The sequence below is a fragment of the Nocardia sp. NPDC049737 genome, assembly GCF_040674755.1.
GTDB lineage: Bacteria > Actinomycetota > Actinomycetes > Mycobacteriales > Mycobacteriaceae > Nocardia.
This window is the reverse complement of sequence record NZ_JBFANH010000012.1, coordinates 16626-34597: the sequence shown is the minus strand read 5'-3', so window position 1 is coordinate 34597 and position 17972 is coordinate 16626. Positions and strand designations below refer to the sequence as shown.

At 65.6% G+C, this 17972-nt stretch carries 19 protein-coding genes and 1 pseudogene; 14 read left to right on the top strand and 6 right to left on the bottom strand.

Going from position 1 to position 17972, the window contains the following annotated elements; translation table 11 throughout:
• The first annotated feature begins 25 nt into the window (after positions 1–25).
• Positions 26–391 carry a hypothetical protein gene (locus AB0J47_RS17725; RefSeq protein WP_364346612.1) on the top strand — a complete coding sequence of 122 codons (366 nt, stop codon included), beginning with the start codon at positions 26–28 and terminating at the stop codon, positions 389–391.
• A 305-nt stretch (positions 392–696) separates the two neighbouring features.
• On the opposite strand, the gene AB0J47_RS17720 is transcribed toward AB0J47_RS17725, so the two are convergent.
• Positions 697–1032, bottom strand: coding sequence for a pentapeptide repeat-containing protein (locus AB0J47_RS17720; protein WP_364346610.1), 336 nt, complete (start codon positions 1030–1032; stop codon positions 697–699).
• A gap of 170 nt (positions 1033–1202) precedes the next feature.
• Positions 1203–2738 carry a zinc-binding dehydrogenase gene (locus tag AB0J47_RS17715; RefSeq protein WP_364346608.1) on the bottom strand — a complete coding sequence of 512 codons (1536 nt, stop codon included), beginning with the start codon at positions 2736–2738 and terminating at the stop codon, positions 1203–1205.
• Between the two features lie 94 nt (positions 2739–2832).
• On the opposite strand from AB0J47_RS17715, the gene AB0J47_RS17710 reads away from it, so the two are divergent.
• From AB0J47_RS17710 to AB0J47_RS17680, 7 genes and pseudogenes are all read left to right on the top strand, one after another.
• Entirely contained in the window at positions 2833–3666 is an 834-nt protein-coding gene (locus AB0J47_RS17710) for a TauD/TfdA family dioxygenase (protein WP_364346606.1), read from the top strand.
• Position 3667: 1 nt separating this feature from the next.
• A complete protein-coding gene (locus tag AB0J47_RS17705; RefSeq protein WP_364346604.1) occupies positions 3668–4267 on the top strand; it encodes a nuclear transport factor 2 family protein in 600 nt (199 codons plus the stop codon).
• Positions 4268–4822: 555 nt separating this feature from the next.
• Positions 4823–5314 (top strand): annotated as a pseudogene (locus tag AB0J47_RS17700) (chloride channel protein); the annotation flags it as partial.
• 40 nt (positions 5315–5354) lie between these two features.
• Positions 5355–5801: a chloride channel protein gene (locus AB0J47_RS17695; RefSeq protein WP_364346602.1), complete on the top strand. Its 447-nt coding sequence runs from the start codon at positions 5355–5357 to the stop codon at positions 5799–5801.
• 111 nt (positions 5802–5912) lie between these two features.
• On the top strand, positions 5913–6539 hold the full coding sequence (locus AB0J47_RS17690) for a TetR/AcrR family transcriptional regulator (RefSeq protein WP_364346600.1): 627 nt from the start codon (positions 5913–5915) through the stop codon (positions 6537–6539).
• Entirely contained in the window at positions 6514–7251 is a 738-nt protein-coding gene (locus AB0J47_RS17685) for an ABC transporter ATP-binding protein (protein WP_364346960.1), read from the top strand. Before AB0J47_RS17690 ends, AB0J47_RS17685 begins: the two co-directional genes overlap by 26 nt.
• Positions 7248–7820, top strand: a complete 573-nt coding sequence (locus tag AB0J47_RS17680) for a nitroreductase family deazaflavin-dependent oxidoreductase (RefSeq protein WP_364346598.1) — start codon at positions 7248–7250, stop codon at positions 7818–7820. Before AB0J47_RS17685 ends, AB0J47_RS17680 begins: the two co-directional genes overlap by 4 nt.
• Here the strand turns inward: AB0J47_RS17680 and AB0J47_RS17675 are convergent, their stop codons facing one another.
• Positions 7821–7937 carry a multicopper oxidase domain-containing protein gene (locus AB0J47_RS17675; RefSeq protein ID WP_364346596.1) on the bottom strand — a complete coding sequence of 39 codons (117 nt, stop codon included), beginning with the start codon at positions 7935–7937 and terminating at the stop codon, positions 7821–7823.
• Positions 7938–8190: 253 nt separating this feature from the next.
• On the opposite strand from AB0J47_RS17675, the gene AB0J47_RS17670 reads away from it, so the two are divergent.
• Positions 8191–10344, top strand: coding sequence for a hypothetical protein (locus tag AB0J47_RS17670; RefSeq protein WP_364346958.1), 2154 nt, complete (start codon positions 8191–8193; stop codon positions 10342–10344).
• A 139-nt stretch (positions 10345–10483) separates the two neighbouring features.
• Here the strand turns inward: AB0J47_RS17670 and AB0J47_RS17665 are convergent, their stop codons facing one another.
• Both AB0J47_RS17665 and AB0J47_RS17660 read right to left on the bottom strand, forming a co-directional pair.
• A complete protein-coding gene (locus tag AB0J47_RS17665; RefSeq protein ID WP_364346594.1) occupies positions 10484–10747 on the bottom strand; it encodes a hypothetical protein in 264 nt (87 codons plus the stop codon).
• Positions 10748–10808: 61 nt separating this feature from the next.
• Positions 10809–12023, bottom strand: coding sequence for an FAD-dependent monooxygenase (locus tag AB0J47_RS17660; RefSeq protein WP_364346592.1), 1215 nt, complete (start codon positions 12021–12023; stop codon positions 10809–10811).
• Between the two features lie 311 nt (positions 12024–12334).
• Between AB0J47_RS17660 and AB0J47_RS17655 the strand changes: the two genes are divergently transcribed.
• The 3 genes from AB0J47_RS17655 to AB0J47_RS17645 are packed head-to-tail and all read left to right on the top strand — an operon-like array spanning position 12335 to position 14675.
• Positions 12335–12787, top strand: a complete 453-nt coding sequence (locus tag AB0J47_RS17655; protein ID WP_364346590.1) for a CBS domain-containing protein — start codon at positions 12335–12337, stop codon at positions 12785–12787.
• 28 nt (positions 12788–12815) lie between these two features.
• Positions 12816–14105: an ArsB/NhaD family transporter gene (locus AB0J47_RS17650; RefSeq protein ID WP_364346588.1), complete on the top strand. Its 1290-nt coding sequence runs from the start codon at positions 12816–12818 to the stop codon at positions 14103–14105.
• 18 nt (positions 14106–14123) lie between these two features.
• Complete coding sequence (locus tag AB0J47_RS17645) at positions 14124–14675, top strand: TerD family protein (RefSeq protein WP_364346586.1); 552 nt, start codon at positions 14124–14126, stop codon at positions 14673–14675.
• Positions 14676–14859: 184 nt separating this feature from the next.
• Here the strand turns inward: AB0J47_RS17645 and AB0J47_RS17640 are convergent, their stop codons facing one another.
• Positions 14860–15498, bottom strand: coding sequence for a helix-turn-helix domain-containing protein (locus AB0J47_RS17640; protein WP_329408038.1), 639 nt, complete (start codon positions 15496–15498; stop codon positions 14860–14862).
• Between the two features lie 68 nt (positions 15499–15566).
• Here AB0J47_RS17640 and AB0J47_RS17635 point away from each other — a divergent pair, with 68 nt between their 5' ends.
• Both AB0J47_RS17635 and AB0J47_RS17630 read left to right on the top strand, forming a co-directional pair.
• Positions 15567–16448: an alpha/beta fold hydrolase gene (locus tag AB0J47_RS17635; protein ID WP_364346583.1), complete on the top strand. Its 882-nt coding sequence runs from the start codon at positions 15567–15569 to the stop codon at positions 16446–16448.
• Positions 16445–17971, top strand: coding sequence for an MFS transporter (locus tag AB0J47_RS17630; RefSeq protein WP_364346581.1), 1527 nt, complete (start codon positions 16445–16447; stop codon positions 17969–17971). The genes AB0J47_RS17635 and AB0J47_RS17630 overlap by 4 nt, the downstream gene beginning before the upstream one ends.
• Position 17972 lies beyond the last annotated feature (1 nt).

Genomic DNA, 17972 nt, shown 5'->3' with positions numbered 1-17972 from the left:
GGGGTGGCTCGGTATCTTCTCGGCCATGACCGACATCAGCCCGCTCGCCAACGCCGCGCGGGCGAAATTCGGTGCCCCCGGGATCCACGCCTTCGTCCGATCCGGCCGCACCGTGCACGCGGTGCGGCTCGGGCAGTGGGTCGGTGGGGAGGAGGTGCCCGAGTTGGTGTGCCGGACCGGTGTGGCGGGGGTGGGATCCGGGCGCGCTCGTCGCGACTCGCGCGGAGGTCAGCTGCGCGCGGTGCCGGCGGATCCTGGGCGGCACCTACCCCGAGGCCCAGCTGCTTCTGTTCGGTCGGGACCGGTAGCTACTTTCGCGGCCGTACAGCAGGTCGCCGCCGTACAGCGCGAGGAGGCCCGTGGGGTCCAAGTCCGTCAGATCTGGCGGTAAGCCCTACCGCACATAGTTTCCGGAGTCGTCACACCCCGGGAAGGGTCGTTTCCCCAGGTCGGCATAAGAGCAACCGCACATAGTGTGCGGCTATATGCGGTAAGCGCTAAGCGCCGGATTTCTCAAACATGTTCCTCGACCCCCGAGCAGGTGACGGCGAAGGCAAGGTGTATTGCGCGGTCGTGCTCGACGCTTCTCCCGGCGGGTGGTGGGTTGGTCGATTGATTCCAGCCAGACCGCGGCGCGGGTGACCAACGCTTTGGGCATGGCGATCGCCAACCGGGGCACCCGACCGGGCGCCACCATCATCCACTCCGATCACGGCGTTCACCTCCTGGGCGTTCACCGATCGCGCGAAACGTTTCGGGCTCGTGCCGTAGAGGCACACCCCTGAGCAAAGCCGCTCCGCTGAACGCCGCGTTGGCGCTGAAGGCTGCTCCGCTGAACATGGCGTCGGCACTGAAGGTCGCCCTGCCGAACGAAGCGGCGCGGCTGAAAGTCGCCTGGACGAACCCGGCGCTGCCGGAAAAGGTCGCGCCCTGGAACCGGGCGGTGCCGCTGAAGGTTGCTCCGCCGAACCAGGCGTCGCTGCTGAAAGTGGCACCGTCGAAATGGACGATGCCGAACGAGAACAGGCTCACCGATGACGAACACGAAACCTACTTCGGCCGCGACCGCACCTCACACGAACCCATGAAATTCGACGAGTAGTCATCGCCCTTCGGAATACGCCAAAGCGGACAATAACGCCCCCGGACAGGCGAACACTGCACGGATGCAACACCGCTACTTCACCAGTCCATCTGCGGCGTCAGGACCAGGGCGTAAGGACCAGTTTGCCTCGGGTGCGGCCGGATTCGGCGAGGTGGTGGGCGGCGCGGACATCGGTGAGCGACATGATCCGGTCGATGTGCACGCGCAGTCGGCCGTCATCGGCCAGCTCGGCGATCATCGCCAGGTCGGTGGCGGACGGCCGTCCGGTCACGCGGCGGCAGCGCGCGTCGTCGGCCGCGTCGGAGTCCTGGGCGGTGATGTAGCGGCCGCCGTGGCGCAGCACGCTCAGCGAGCGGGTGCCGTAGCCGCCACCGACCAGGTCGAGCACGACGTCGACCGGATCGATGGCCGTAGTGAAATCGGTTGTCGTGTAGTCGATCAGCGTGTATGCGCCGAGTGAGTACAGGAAATCATGGTTGACGGCACGGGCGGTGCCGAGCACCTGCGCGCCGCGCAGCGCCGCGAGCTGCACGGCGAGGTGACCGACCCCACCGGCCGCGGCGTGGACCAGAATCCGTTCCCCACCGCGCAGTTGCGCCAGTTCCAGCGCCTGCCACGCGGTCAGTCCGGCGGTCGGCAAAGCTGCCGCATGCGGGTGATCCAGGCGGGGTGGCTTGGTCGCGAGAGAATCGGCCCGGGCGACCACATACTCGCTATAGGTTCCTGTGCGGCCGAAGATCATGCCGAAAACCTCATCACCCGGCTCGAATTCGATGACTTCCGGACCTGCTTCGATCACGGTGCCGCTGATATCGAACCCGAGGGTGAACGGCGGCGGCCCGAGGTGTGTCACGGCGCCGGTCCGCAGTTTCCAGTCCACGGGGTTGATCGCGGTCGCCGCCATGTGCAGCAGCAGCTCGCCGGTGCGTGGCACCGGCCGCGGCAGATCGACGGTCTCCAGCACCTCGGGACCACCGAAACTGTTCTGGCGGATGGCTTTCATGGTCGTGGCGCGCGGTTCGAGCTCGTCGAGCAGGTTCTCGATCAGCTCGACCGTTTCGGCGTGGCCGGTATGGGTGCCGAACATTTCCTCGAGATGCAGCATCCGGGGTATGGCCGACATCAGGAAGGCGGCCGCGGCGGGCGGAATATCGTGGCCCGCAACGTGATATCGGCGCACAGCGTGATCGAGCGTCGCGCGCAGGGTTTGCCGCACCCGCTCGCCGCCCTCGCCGATCACCGGTCCGATGGCCTTGCGGTGGTTGGCCAGCGCCATGAACTCCAGGAGCAGCTTCGTTCCGGTCGGGTCATTGGCGTATGCCCACACCGCGCGCAACGGCCGGTCGGTCTCGGCGGCCCGGGCCAGACGCGTCACGGCCCGGTCGGTCCACCTCGTCAGCACCGCGATGAACAACTCGTCGAGTGATGGAAAGTAGTACTGGACCAACCCCGGCGTCACGCCGGACTCGGTCGCTGTACTGCGGAAGGTGACCGCCGCGTACCCCTGCTCACGCATGAGTGTGCCTGCCGCCCGCACGATCTGCTTGCGGGCCTGCGACCCCCGCGAGCCGACGCCCCGCTGCAACCCCATCGCCTGTCCTCCGATACCACCGGCACTCGGATTGCCGGCCATCCACGGACACCATATGTTTGCCCGAAACGAGAATAGCATTCTCGAATATGGCTTACAGTCATTTTGTACGGACCACCAGTAAGGAGGGATCGCGATGACGGTCACCGTCAATACCCTGGACCCGTTCGGCGTGGAATTCCACGGCGTCGCGGGTCGTGATCTGGTCGGCCGCGCGGCCGCCGACGACTGCCGGGCGGCCCTGGACGAATACGGGGTGGTGATCTACCGCGAACTGCACATCGCCGACGACGATCTGGTCGCGTTCACCCGTCTCCTGGGCGAGCCGGTGGCCTCGCGCACCGGCGAGCATCGACTCGCCGAGATCGAGACGATCACTCTCGACCCGGCGAAAACCGGTGCCGTGCTGGCCTCCTATCGCAAGGGCAATTTTCACTGGCACATCGACGGCGCCACCCTCGAGGTCCCGCAGCGGGCTACTCTGCTCGCCGCGCGGGAGGTCGACGACACCGGCGGCGACACCGACTTCGCCGATACCTTCCTCGCCTACCAGGCGCTGTCCGCCGAGGAGAAGGCGGAGCTGGACAGTCTACGGGTGCAGCACAGCTTCACCGCCGCGCAACTGCTCGCGAATCCCGATCCCACCGATGCCGAGCGGGCCGCGTGGGCGCGGGTCCCCACCCGGATTCACCCGTTGGTGTGGACCCGGCGTAGCGGTCGCAAGTCGCTGTTGATTGGCGCGATCGCCGACCATATCGTCGGCCGCCCGATCGAAGACGGGCGTGCGATGCTGAACCGGCTGCTGGAGTGGGCGACTCGGCCGGAGTTCACCTACCGGCATCGGTGGCGTCGCGGTGACCTGGTCGTCTGGGACAACACCGGAATGTTGCACCGTGCCGTCGCCTTCGAGCCGACCTCGCGGCGGCTCATGCACCGCACAACTGTGGTCGGTGTCGAGGCGGTCGCCTGAGATGTCGAGCGAACCCGACCTGGCCGCGCTGGGGCGGCGCGTGCGCTACCTCGAGGACCGCGCGGAAATCCTGGACTGCATCGCGCGCCACGCCCGCGGCTGCGACCGCCACGACAGCGAGTTGATCACCAGCGCCTACCACCCCGACGCGGTCGACGAGCACGGCAACGCCACCAACACCGGAGCCGACTACGCGCAGTGGGCCAACACCGCCCACGCTGCGTCCTCCCGGGTGCACACCCACAACATCACCACCCACACGTGCGACATCGACGGCGACACCGCGCACTGCGAGAGCTATTCGATCGTGGTGCTACTCGGAACCGACCGTCGCACAGCGCAATTCATCAGCGGCCGCTACCTCGACCGCCTCGAACGCCGCGACGGCCACTGGCGAATCGCCCTGCGCCGCTCCACGGTCGAGGTCATGTTCACCGCCGACGCCTCGGTTCTGAACTCGAATTTCTTCACCGACCAGGGCTATCAGAAGGGCACCGGGAACACCGACGACCTGTCGTACCGGCGTCCGCTGCTCCTGCAGACACCGGCCCCGGCACGCTGGAGTCCGGCCGCCGAATCTGCCCGGCCCGAAGGCCGCTGACCCCCGCTTCGACAACAAGGAGCACACCTGGGGTGCCGGGTACGCCTGCCGCCGCCCCCCGTCACGCACGCTACCGAGGCGGCCACTATCTTGGCCGCCTTCCTGACCGCACTTCACCAACCCGCCCCCGATGGAGCGCCCACTGCCGGGACCGCGGCCGGTATGAAAGACGCTCAGCCGCAGCCGATTACGGCAGAACACGCCACCGCCAACATTGAAACCACCACAGCAATTACCTATATTAGATGTCATCGAACACATGGTTCAGGCAAATCTGCCGCACTGAGGGGTTCAAGTCCCCTCTCGCGCATTACTCGAGCACGTATTTGCGTCAAATCTGAAGCAAATACGTGCTCGATCACCTCCTCATGCACCTTCCCCGCCGGCTCGGGCAGTCAGACGTGGCCCGCGACAGCGAAGCCGCTCGCAGCACACAGTTCCGTCACCGGTGACGCCTTCGCGTGCGCGAGTACAGGTTCGCTCGCCCTCTTACACACGGCAACCGCACAACTGAGACGGACATGTGCACGAGCGATCCCTCGCACACCCCGCTGAGTGCGAGCGCTGGCGTCGGCGGTGTGCATCGGCGGCGGTGGGTCGGCGGGTCTGATCGGGCCGGTCGTACAGATCGGATCGGCGACCGGATCGGCTGTGGCGCAGACCTTTCGGCTCGACGCGTCGCGGATGCGGCTGTTGGTCCCCTGTGGGGCCGCTGGGGGTGTCGCGGCCGCGGTCAACGCTCCCTTGGCCGGGGCGTTCCTGGCGTTGGAGTTGATTCTGCGCAGTTACACCGTTGAATCGGTTGTCGCGGTCGCGTTGTCGAGTGCGGCGGCCAGCGTCATCGGGCAGGTGATGCGCAGCGATGAGCCGTTGCTGTCGCTGCCACAGTTCGCTGTTCACGATCCGGTCGAATACGTCCTGTATCCGATGCTCGGCATTACCGCCGGAGTCGTCGGCGTGTGCTTTTCGAAAGTGCTGTTTCTGGTGCGACGCCTGTGCGATCGGGTGTGGCGAGGACCGGAGTGGGCACGTCCCGCCGTGGGCGGGCTGGCGTTGGGGGCAATGCTGCTGGCACTGCCACAGCTGTATGGGGTTGGGCTATCCAGCGCTCGAGGCCGCGATCCGAGGCCGCTACGCGATCGGGCTGGTGCTGGTGTTGCTGGTGGCAAAGATGCTCGCGACCAGCCTGACCCGCGGCATCGGCGGTTCCGGTGGCGTATTCGCACCGACGCTGTTCATCGGCGCAATGGCCGGAGTCGCGTTCGGGGATATCGCCCATCATCTATTGCCCGATGCCACCGCATCCGCAGGCTCTTACGGCTTGATCGGCATGGGCGCCGCGCTCGGCGCCGCCACCCGCGCCCCGATCACAGCGGTGACCATCGTGTTCGAGCTCACCGGCGAATACCCGAGGATCCTGCCACTGCTGGCCGCGGTCACGATGGCCACTCTCACGGCACGACTGTTGTCGAAGGACACGATCTGCACGCGGACTGTGTCGCGAGACGACACCGATGTCGAACGCGCGCATTGAAAGGCCGATCACCCGAAATTGCCTATAGCAATTGTTGCATAGTGCTACTATTGTTGATTGGGTAACCGCCCAAGGCGATTGCCCAATACGGGCTCCGATGGGAGGAAATCCGTGGTTACGGCGGCTGAGCAGGGACAGGAAACGCGCGCCAAGCTGATGGCGGCGGCTGTTGAGCTGATCGCGGAGCAGGGATGGGGTGCGGTGACCACTCGGATGGTCGCCGAACGCGCGGGTGTGCGCCCAGGATTGGTGCACTACCACTTCCCATCGGTGACCGACCTGCTGGTCGATGCGTCGTTGCAGTTGGCACGCACGGAATACGACGCCGTGATGGCCGGGGTGCTCGCGGCATCCGGACCTGCCGCGATGACGCAGATGCTCATCGCGATCGGTTCCTACACCGGGACGGACACGGCAACGGTGGCGATGAGCGAGATGATGCTGGCCGCCACCCGCCATGAGCGGCTGCGAATCGAGTTGGGGCGCTTCGTCGCCGAAGCGCGCGCTGCGATGACCGCATGGCTGCGTGAGCAGGGATCGACTGTGGACCCGGAAGCCACCGCAGCGGTGGTATTAGCACTTGTCGACGGCCCGATCCTGCACCGCATCATAGACCCCACCTTGCGCGCGGTGAACGTGACCGGCCCGCTGCTCCGGGCGGCGGGATTGACCGAAATCCCAGATAGCGAAGGAATTTCCGGTGACCGAACAGATGAATGCGAGCGCACCGACGACTGACCGACCGCGCGGTGGATTCCACCTGCACGCAGTGTGCAAGACCTACGGCAAGGGCGAGGCCGCCGTGCACGCCCTCACCGATATCGACCTCGACGTCGCACCGGGCGAGCTGGTGGCGATACTGGGTGCCAGTGGCTCGGGCAAGACCACGCTGCTCAATATCATCGGCGGCATCGAATCAGCCGACAGTGGATCGGTAATCGTTGCGGGCCAAGATATTTCGGGAAAACACCCGGCGGCTCTCGGGGCGTTCCGGCGCGATCACGTCGGCTTCGTGTTCCAGTTCTTCAATCTGATCGCGAGTCTCACCGCGCGGGAGAACGTCGAGGTCATCGTCGAGCTGACCGGCCGCGGCGAGTGCCGCCAGGTTCCGGATCTGCTGGCGGCGGTCGGGCTGAGCGACCGCGCGGATCACTTCCCGGCCCAGATGTCGGGCGGTCAGCAGCAGCGGGTGTCGATCGCGCGTGCGCTGGCGACCGACCCGGACCTGGTACTGGCCGATGAACCCACCGGTGCGCTGGATGTCGCCACCGGACGCGGTGTACTCGAGTTGCTGCAGCGCACCAGCCGCGCGGGCCGCGGTGTGGTGACGGTTACCCACAACGAGGTTGCCGCCGAGATCGCCGACCGCGTGGTCCGTATGCGCGACGGCCGCATCGTCTCTGCCGACACCAACGCCGCCCCCGTCGACGCCGCGACCATCAGGTGGTGATCGGTGTGCTCCTGGCATCGAATCGCGTGCTGCCCAAGAAGATGCTGAGCCCAGTAAGCCCCGCTGCTGAAACCTACTGGAGGAGAACGGAAACGGCCTCACCGAACCTCGCCACCCAGCTCGGTGCCCGAGCCCTGCAGACCCGATGGCTGGTGCGAGCGCCCATCTGGCTCTACCGAGCCGGGCTCGGATTCCTGTTCGGCACACGGATGCTCATGCTGCAACACATCGGGCGCACATCCGGCGAACGCCGATTCGTCGTACTCGAGGTCGTCGACCGGCCCGCGCCCGACGAGTTCGTCATCGTCTCCGGATTCGGCACGAAAGCCCAGTGGTACCGCAATATCCAGGCACATCCACACGTCCGGATCTCCACCGGCATCCGACGCAACCTCGCCGCGACCGCGACTCCGATGACCAACGACGAATCGTCCACCGCGCTCGAACATTACATCCACCACCACCCCGGCGCCTGGGACAAGCTGCGCGAGACCATCGAACACGCAACCGGCAGACCGGTCGACACGCTGCCGATGGTACGGCTGAACGTATCGAGGGCCGCGTCCTGATCACGATCGAGCACGGACCTCGCGGCGAGTGGTCATACCTTCCATCATGTGGTCGTCGACATGGCAGCGGAATTTCCCGGATACCGGGTTATCGGGGCGCATGTCCGCGGTAATCATGCCGGCGGCAGTAGCACGGCGACGTCGGTGCGATGGCCCGGGATCACGACGGTGCTGCCATGCCGGTGCAGGGTGCGCGGTCGGTCTCGCTGCGCCGCCGACCGCCCGAGAAATATGCATATGGCAACTGTTGCAGAGTGCCTCTTTCCGGTAGGGTCTGGAGCTCGTGGTGGCTGGCGCGGCAATCGAATCGCGGAAAGACGTGGGTAGATGGGCGGCGATTACCGCACTGGGTGTGGTCACGGGCTATGCGATGGTGCTACTCGCCAACGCCCGCCACTTCTACACCGACGACACCGAATCCCAGTACGGCCCGATGTGGGTGATGCTCGGCAGGCAGCTGCGCGGGGGCCACTTCCCCGCGCTCGTGCCATGGGAATGGATGTCGGGCAACTACTCGATGGAAGAGGCGGGCCTCTACAACCCGCCGCAACTGCTGGTCGATCTGATCGCGCCCTCGGTCGACAATCTCGCCCTCTACGTCACCGTGGTGAAGCTGATCTTCTCGATCATCGCCGCGCTCGGGGCCTACCGGATCTGCCTGGTCTACAGCGCCCGCCCGCAATGGGCCGCGGTCGCGGGTGTGGCCTTCCCGTTGAGCGGATGGTTCCTGTTCTTCGACGAGGCCAGTTGGGCAACCTCGCTCACCGGTACCGCGTGGATGGTGCACGCCTGGGCGTCGGCGGTCCGCTACGCGCGGGGTCGTAGTGGACCGATTCCGGTCTTTGTCTTCCTGTATCTGGCGATCTCGGTCCAATATGTGTTTCCCGCAGTCGAATCCGCGTTGATGATCGTCGCGGTCGCGGTGGGTGAGGCGATCTACCAGCGGCGGTGGGCACCATCGCTGCGGCTGCTGCTCGCCGCCGGATGCGCGGGCTTGGCGGGCCTGGAAACCTACCTGCCCGGAATGCTGTCCTCGCCGGTGACCTGGCGGGGAAACGAACGAATTCTCAACGACCCCTTTCTGACCGTGCCGTGGTCGGAATCGCTGAACGCGAGCCTGCCCAGTACCGTGCCCGCGTTCACCGGCTGGTGGGGATATGTCCAGCCGCTGCCGATGGTCTATATCGCCTGGTTCGTTATTCCGGCGCTGGCGTTCATCGACTGGCGGGCAGCTCGAGCCTCGGCACGCGAGCTAAGCGGGGTCACTCTCTTCGCGACAGCGGTACTGATGTGGTGCGCCGGGCCGGGCCGCATCGGGCCACTACGGTGGCCGGCACGCGTGCTGCCGATGGTCGCTCTCGCACTACTGGTGCTGGTGTGCGTATTGCTCAGCCGCTACGGCAGCTTCGCGCACTGGCGCCAACGCGGGATCGCCGCTGGCGTGCTGATCGGATTGCTATTCGTGCGTTCGTTTTCCGCGGACCCGCACGATGTGCTGCGGCATCTCGCCGCCGCCGCGGCGGTCGCGGCGCTCGGGGCCGCCGCGGTCTGGCTCGTCCGCACCCGAGGCGTCGCCATCGGATGCGTGCTGACCATCGTGTCCATGTTCCCGATCGCCTACTGGCAGGTGCACAGTGCGCCACCGACGCCGATGTCCTACGGCTTCCCGGAGCGGCGTTCGGAAATGACGGCCACGTTCCCCCATTTCGACGGTGTCACACTGCAACTCGCCGATCGCGCGCTGTTGCGGGGTGACGACATGAGCCTGGCCGGTGCCTACGGATCCCTGTCCTTCGGCAACTACGCGAAGAACATGGGACTGGACTACGTCAACGCCTACACCCCGATCGGCTATGCGGCGTTCAGCGCCATTCTGTGCATGGGCTGGGACGGCAGCACCTGCCCGGACGCCTACCGACGCGCCTTCGATACCGAATCATCCACGGGCCGAACGATTGTCGACCTGATGAAGGTCGACAGGGTTGTGCTGCAACGGGCGCAGTATCCGGAGGCGGGCAACCATCCCGCGCCGCCCGGCTGGAAATGGGTCGACTATCCAGGTCACGAGCGCTACATCTGGGTCCTCGAACGAGACGGCGGCCCGATCTCGACCAAGAACGGCCTCATCGCCGACACCACCGGCGTCACCGCCACCTCGGCCGAGCGCACCAGCCTCACCAGCAGGATCCGGGTGACCTCGGCCAACGGCGGCCGGGTCGTCTTCGCACGGCTAGCCTGGCCCGGCTACCGAGCCACCCTCGACGGCCGCGACATCCCATACCATATGGTGGCGAAAACTTTTGTCGCCCTCGATATTCCAGCTGGCACGAACAACAGCGAACTGATCCTCACCTGGCGACCACCAGGCTGGAAAATCGGCATCGCGACCGCGCTGGCCGCGATCGCGGGCATCTGCGCATTGCAGTGGGGACACCTCCGACCGCGACGGCGTGACGAAGACCTGCCGTCGTCGCAGGACCACGTACCGGACGAGCCAGAGCGGGTATTGGCGAGCGTCTCATAGCAGCTGGGGCTACTTCCCGAACTCCGACGCTGATCATGCCATCGTTCGCGGAAATACTCGTCGTCGGCCCTCGATGATGTCCTCGGACAGCTGTCACGGCTGGTGCTCCTGGATTGGTCATGCAGATGCGGGAGCCGGTTCAGGATCTGGCGTCTGAGGCTCGAGCCCAGGAGCGGGTGCCGGTGGTTGGCTGCGCAGCCTTGCCAGTTCCGGCCTGCGCTTGCTCTGCCAACTGGTTGCGCTGGGCGTCGGTCATCTGTGAATAGCGCTGCACTACAATGGGTATCGTCCGATTGAATGATTCGACGCACGTGAGATCGCGGATGCTGCCTTTACCCGCGAGAATCGTGCCGATCTGCTTTTTCAGATCGGGGTCCGCGCTAGCCGCTATGGTGCGCGACACCTGGGACACCTGCCGCGAGACCGTCGCATCACCGTGCGCGACGTCGAGAATCGGTTGCGAACTACCCGCGAGTTTTGTCGAATCCCGCGTAGTCCTTGACGGTGATCGAGTCGTGCAGGCGCACCCCCTTGGCGTTGAGTTCGGCGGCGGCACGGGCGAGCGGTGCGGGCAAGATGTCGATCAGGCGCACCGCCTGGACCATTGCCCACAGCTGGTAGCGTTGGGCGGGAACGATAGTCTTCGCGGCGGCAACGGCGAAACGACGGCTGCGGCGGACATAGTCGCCGATCTCGTGTTCATATGCGGCGAACGCGGCGGCGTAGTCGCCGGAGTGGGCAGCGAGTTCACCCGCGAGAACATAGGCACCGACCACAGCCATGCTGGTGCTGCCACCGACCGCCGGGCCTGGGCAGTACGCGGCATCACCGACCAAGCTGACCCGGCCACGCGACCAAGTGTCCAACCGCAGTTGCGTGATGGAGTCGAAGTAGAACGACGGGGTGTTCTCCAGCTCGGCCAGCAGCCGAGGCACCTGCCATCCCATATCGCCGAAGTGCTCACGCAGCAACTGTTTCTGCCGCTCGATGTCACGATAGTGGTAGTCCAACGGTTGCGGCGGGCGCAGAAAGAACCCCGCGCGCCCATCATCGATGTGGGCGGCACCGTAGACGCCAGCGACCCGACCGACGTCCACAATCATCTCCATCACCCCGTCCAGATTCGAGTAGTTGGGGACGGAGAAAATCGCCAGATAGGCGCCGAGCCAGGTGGAAAATCGGGACTCCGGGCCGAAGACCAGTGCCCGCACATTCGAGTGCAGCCCGTCGGCTCCGATGATCACGTCGAAGCGCTGTGCCGGGCTGCGTTCGAAGGTGACATGACCGTCGTCGCTGATCGCGGAGATAGAGTCGGCGTAGATGTAGTCGACGTCGGAACATGTTGTGTTGTAGAGGATTTCGCTGAGATCGTCGCGCATGATCTCGACGTGGTTGTCGGAGACAGCTGTGAACATCTTGCGCAGATCGAGTGTTACCGGACGCGCGGCAGGCCGGTGTATCACGAGCGTATCGGTCCCGGTGGCCTTCGCTCGGATCTCCTCGGCTACTCCCATCCGCTCCACGATCGCCATGGCCGGTCGGAACAGATCCACCGCGTGGCCGCCCGTCTTGCGCGGCGCTGGTGCGCGTTCGACAACGGTGACGTCGAATCCGTACCGGTTGAGCCAGTAGGCGAGCGCGGGTCCGGCGACGCTGGCCCCGGAAATCAGAATGCGCATCGGTGCACCTCGGGTTATCGAACTCATCGGCCCGCAGCAGGGACCCATATTCGATCCTGCACCTCCCGACTTCTTCACGGATCGAATCGAGCGCTGCCCTCCGCGCCCACGGTTTGCTCAACTGGCGTTTTTACGGCATCTTTACGGGTGGTGCGCCGGGAAGTCTGGTCGGCAACCCGACCCGGTCGGCGGGTCGGGCGGTCCGGCGAAGGGGTGGCTCATGGTGGCGGGCGCTACGGCGACGGTTGATCGTGACGATGTCGATGGTCGATATGTGTCGGTGTGGGGTCGGGCGGTCGTATCGTGCTGGTGTGCACGCAAGTCAAATGGCCGAGGACTATCCGTCGGTGACCAAGGATTCCGAGGCGTCGGCGGCGGCGAGGCTGCTGGCCGAGCATCGGCTGCCGGGCATCGTGGTGACCGACGCCGACCGGGTGCCCCAGGCGGTGCTACCGGCGTCGCAGGTGGTGCGGTTCCTGGTGCCGGGATATGTCCAGGACGATCCGGCGCTGGCCGGGGTGCTGTCGGAATCGATGGCCGATCGGGTCGCGGAAGCATTGCGCGGCAAGACCGTCGGCGATCTACTCCCGGAATCGAAACCCAAAACCGTCCTGCCGGTAGCCCGCGCCGACGACACCGTGATCGAAGTCGCCGCCCTGATGGCCCGCTGCCGATGCCCGTTGATCGCGGTGGTCGACGGAACCCGGATGATCGGCGTGATCACCGCATCACGGTTACTGCAGGTGGCACTCGCCGCGATGTAAACGGCTGCCCGCGCATGGGTGGACCACGGTGACCACCATCGCGGTCACCGCATTCGTAGTGGCGTATCTGCTCATCGCCACCGAACGCATCCACAAAACCAAAGCCGCGCTCGGTGGCGCGGCGGTGATCCTCGCACTGGGAGTGCTCGATTCCGGGGAGGCGTTCTTCTCCCACGACACCGGCGTCGACTGGGATGTCATCCTGCTGCTGTTCGGGATGATGATCATCGTCGGGGTACTGCGTCAAACGGGCGTCTTCGAATACACCGCGATCTGGGCGGCCAAGCGCGCCAAGGGATCCCCAGTGCGGGTGATGATCCTGCTCACTCTGATCACCGCCGTCGCTTCGGCGTTCCTGGACAACGTCACCACCGTGCTATTGATCGCACCGGTCACCCTGCTCGTGTGCGACCGACTCGGCATCCGCGCCGCACCGTTCCTGATCGCCGAAGTATTCGCCTCCAACATCGGCGGCGCCGCGACCTTGATCGGCGACCCACCCAACATCATCATCGCCAGCCGAAGCGGATTGTCGTTCAACGCCTTCCTCCTACACATGACGCCAATCGTGGTACTGGAACTGGTGGTGTTCACCCTGATCCTGCCGAGACTGTTCCGCGGCTCCTTCGACGCCGCCCCTGAACGGATCGCCGATGTGATGGCACTGGACGAACGTGAAGCCATACGCGACCGCCGACTCCTGATCGAATGCGGCGTCGTACTACTCGCGGTGTTCACCGGATTCGTGGGCCACTCACTGCTACACATCGATCCCTCGGTGGTCGCGCTGCTCGGCGCCGGGGTGCTGGTCCTGATCTCCGGCACCGAACCCACCGACTACCTGTCCGGAGTCGAATGGGAAACGTTGCTGTTCTTCGCCGGACTATTCGTGATGGTCGGCGCACTGGTGAAGACCGGTGTAGTGGAGACGATGGCAGGCTGGGCCACCGACGCCACCGGCGGTAGCGCGCTGGTGGCCGTCATGTTGATTCTCGTGGTGTCGGCGCTGCTGTCCGGGATCATCGACAACATCCCATACGTCGCGACGATGAGCCCATTGGTCGCCGACCTCGCGGCCGGAATCGACAACCCCGGGCACACCGACGCCCTGTGGTGGTCGCTGACCCTGGGCTCGGACTTCGGCGGCAACCTGACCGCGGTCGGCGCCAGCGCGAACGTCGTGATGCTCGGCATCGCCGCCCGCGCCGGAGCACCCATCTCGTTCTGGGAATTCACTCGCAAGGGCGCGGTCGTCACCGCCATCACCATCGCGGTCGCCGCACCGTATCTGTGGTTGCGCTACTTCATATTCGCCTGACAACAAAGGGAGAAACCATTGTTCGTAACGCTGCGCGACCAAAGCGGAGCGGCCCTCAACCATGTCACCATGGCGCTGGGTTGGGATCCGGTCCGCGCCCGCCGCTGGTTGCGCTCGCGGTCGGTCGACATCGACCTGAACGCGGCGGCGCTGCTGTTCGCCGCCGACCAGATCGTCGATGTCGTCTACCACGAACAACTCAGCTCCCGCGACGGCTCGGTACGACACCTCGGCGACAGCACAACCGGAGAAGGCAAGGGCGACAACGAAATAATCACCGTCGACCTGACCCGACTACCCCCTGAGGTCACCACCGTCGTCTTCATCGTCACCTCCTACTCCGGCCAAACCTTCGACCAGATCGAGAACGCGTTCTGCCGCCTGGTCGACGGCGTGTCCGGTACCGAAATCGCCCGCTACGACCTGACCGGCGGTGGAACCCACACCGGCCTGGTCATGGGCAAACTGTCCCGCATGAACGGGGTGTGGCGGTTCGACGCGATCGGCGAAGCCATCCGCGCACAACACCCGGTCGAGGCGATCCCCCAACTGCGGGCATTCTTGATCTAGCTGTTGTGGGACAGAACGTTGATGTCGTGACCGCGTCGGCGCCGATACCGGAAAGATGGTTGTCGGCGAGCCTTCTCTCAGCTTGCTCGGCGAACCAGTGCCTCGCTGGCAGACGTACCAGCGGCGAGTGTCCAGAGGAATCGGCAAGCCAGCTTGGGGGTGGTCATCGACGCACGGAGCCGCGTCATTGGGGGGCTTGTCGCGCACCGAAGATGGCTCGCAGGGCTGTCTCGTCACCTTCGATGTCGACGAGTGTACGGATTGCGTCGAGGTCGAGCATGCCTGCCGCCAGGCCGAGAACGATCGCGGCCTCTGCGCGCACGACGGCATCAAGGGCTCGACCATCGTGCGGACTGACATCCAGGCCCGAGCGGGTCGACCGCACCTGAAACATCTGACCGTCGATCCCAACCCCGACCGTCGATGATCGATCTGCATCCACCTTGCCGCGGAGCAAGGCCGGGAGAGCCACAGCCAGCCATTCGGGACGGAAGCGGTCGTTGGCGGGGCCACGCACCATCAGCGGTGTGGACCACCGGATGAGCCCTTCGATCGGCTCGCGCAACCCGGCACCCCACGCGGTGAGTGCGTACATTACCGCGTTGCCATGTTCGGCAAGCCGGCGCTCGACGACGCCTGCGGCCTCGAGGTCGCGGAGCCGGTCGGAGAGCAGATTGGTGGCCACGCCGGGGAGCCCATCGAGCAGTTCGCGGTAGCGGGCGGGAGCCACCAGGAGCTGGCGGACGATGAGCAGATTCCACCGGTCGCCCACGACATCGAGCGACCGGGCAAGACCGCAGTACTGGCCGTAACTTCGACTCATCTCCACCTGCTTGACATTCTAAAGTTCACGTGACTATATCAAGTGTAGTCGCGAAGTGAGGTGGAGTCATGACCGAGATGGAAAGACCTGCATGGGTTGACGACGAACTGTTCCCGTTCGAGAGCAGGTTCGTGGCCATCGACGGGCACACGATCCACTACGTCGATGAAGGTTCGGGGCCCATACTGCTGTTCCTGCACGGAAACCCGACCTGGTCGTTTGTGTATCGCGAGGTGATCGGTGCCCTGCGAGACGAGTTCCGCTGCATCGCACTCGACTACCCCGGCTTCGGCCTGTCAACGGCCCGCCCGGACTATCGGCATCTACCCGAGGAACACATCCACATCGTCACCTCCTTCGTCGACGCTCTGGCTTTGAGCGAGATCACCCTCGTGGCCCACGACTGGGGTGGCCCCATCGGTCTCGCCACCGTCGAGCAGCGGCCCGCCGCCTTCGAGCGTCTGGTGCTGACCAACACCTGGGGCTGGCCGATGAATGGTGATCCGAAGGCGCACATCGCCTCTCACGTGATGGGCGGCCCCCTGGGGCGTCTGCTGATCAGGCAGTTCAACCTGTTCGTCGAGGCGACGATCCCCATCGGGCACCGACTGCGGAAGCCGACCGTCGAGGAGATAGGCCACTACCGCAAGGCGCTCGCCACCTCCGATCGGCGCCAAGCGTCAGCCGTACTGCCCCGGTCTATTACCGCCAGTCATGCCCTTCTCGCCGATGTCGAAGCCGGCCTTCCCGGCCTCGCGTCACTCCCGACGCTCATCATCTGGGGCAACGCCGACGTCGTGTTCGGGGACAAGGAGCGACGGCAATGGGAGCAGCTCTTCCCCAACCACCACACCGTGATCGTCGAAGGCGCAGGGCATTTCGTGCAGTCCGACGCACCCGACCGGTTCGCGGCCGCGATCCGCGACTGGTGGTTGAAGGAACCCTCGTGAGTCGCAAGGCCGGAATCCTTGTTTCGGTCTACGTCGCGGTGCTCGCCATCAACCTCGACATCACGATCGTCAATGTCGCGCTGCCCAGCATCGCGACCGAGTCCGATGTGGGCACCCGTGGACTGCAGTGGGTCGTCGACGGCTACAACCTCGCGTTCACCACGTTGGTGCTGGCGGCGGGCAGCCTTTCGGATCGCCACGGACGACGACCAGCACTCCTGGCTGGGCTCCTCGGATTCGCCGCCGCCAGCGCGGTAGGAGCCATGGTCGACGGCACGGTCGCGCTGATCGCGGCACGCTTCGGCATGGGAGCATTCGCCGCGCTGATCTTCCCCACAACGCTCTCGATCATCACCAACACCTTCCCCGACCGCCGACAGCGCGCCGCCGCGCTCGGCGGGTGGGGTGCGATCGTCGGGGTCGGCGTCGCCTCCGGCCCAGTTACCGGCGGATTGCTGCTCGAGCACTTCTACTGGGGCAGCGTGTTCTGGGCACTGGTGCCACTCGCGCTCGTGGCCGCCGTTCTCGGATTCCTGCTGGTGCCCGAATCCCGCGACCGTTCCGTGCCTGCCCTGGACTTCCGGGGCCTGACCAGCTCGATCGCCTTGCTCGGAGTGCTCGTATACACGGTGATCGAGGCCCCCGAGCGCGGTTGGCGTAGCAGCGCCACGGTGATCGGGTTCGCGATCGCTGCCGGACTGACCGTCGCCTTCGTGGTGGCCGAACGCGCGGCCGAGCACCCCATGCTCGACGTCCGACTGTTCACGGATCGACGCTTCAGCGCCGCCAGCGCAGCGGTCGCGGTCACCTTCTTCGCGCTATCGGGCTTCATCTTCCTCATCACCCAGTACTTCCAGGTAGTCCGCGAGTTCGGCCCACTTTCCACCGGCGCCCGCATTCTCCCGGTCGCGCTATCGATCGCGGTTGCCTCGGTAGTCGGCGGGCTGCTCGCTCCGCGCTTGGGTACACGCGCTGTGGTGGTCACCGGGCTCCTGTCGTTCGGCACCGCCATGGCGTGGATTGCCGGAACCGCGGACGTCGGCACGCCCTACTGGACCGTGATCGTCCCGCAGATGATGTTCATGGGCCTCGGCATGGGTCTGATCTCGACCCCGGCGACGGAGTCGATCATGCTCGTGCTACCCGCGTCTCGGGCGGGTGTCGGCTCGGCGGTCAACGATGCCACTCGCGAGTTGGGCTCGACGCTCGGAGTCGCCGTGGTCGGCTCTGTGTTCTCATCGATCTTCGGTTCCCGCCTGCTCGACAGCGCGTTCGCTACGACCGGGCAGGCTGCTGAAGCCGCTGACTCGGTGCCGGTCGCATTCGGGATCGCCGCACGCAATCCGAGTTTGCTCACGGCCGCGCAGGACTCGTTCCTGTCCGGCCTCTCCGTAAGCTGCGCCGTGGTCGCCGCACTCTGCTACGCGGCGGCCGTTGCAGGTCTGGTCGCGCTGCCAGGCCGACGGTTCCCGCACGTCCTTCCCGCCCAGGTGAACGAATCCAACTCGACGACCCTGGCCTGAG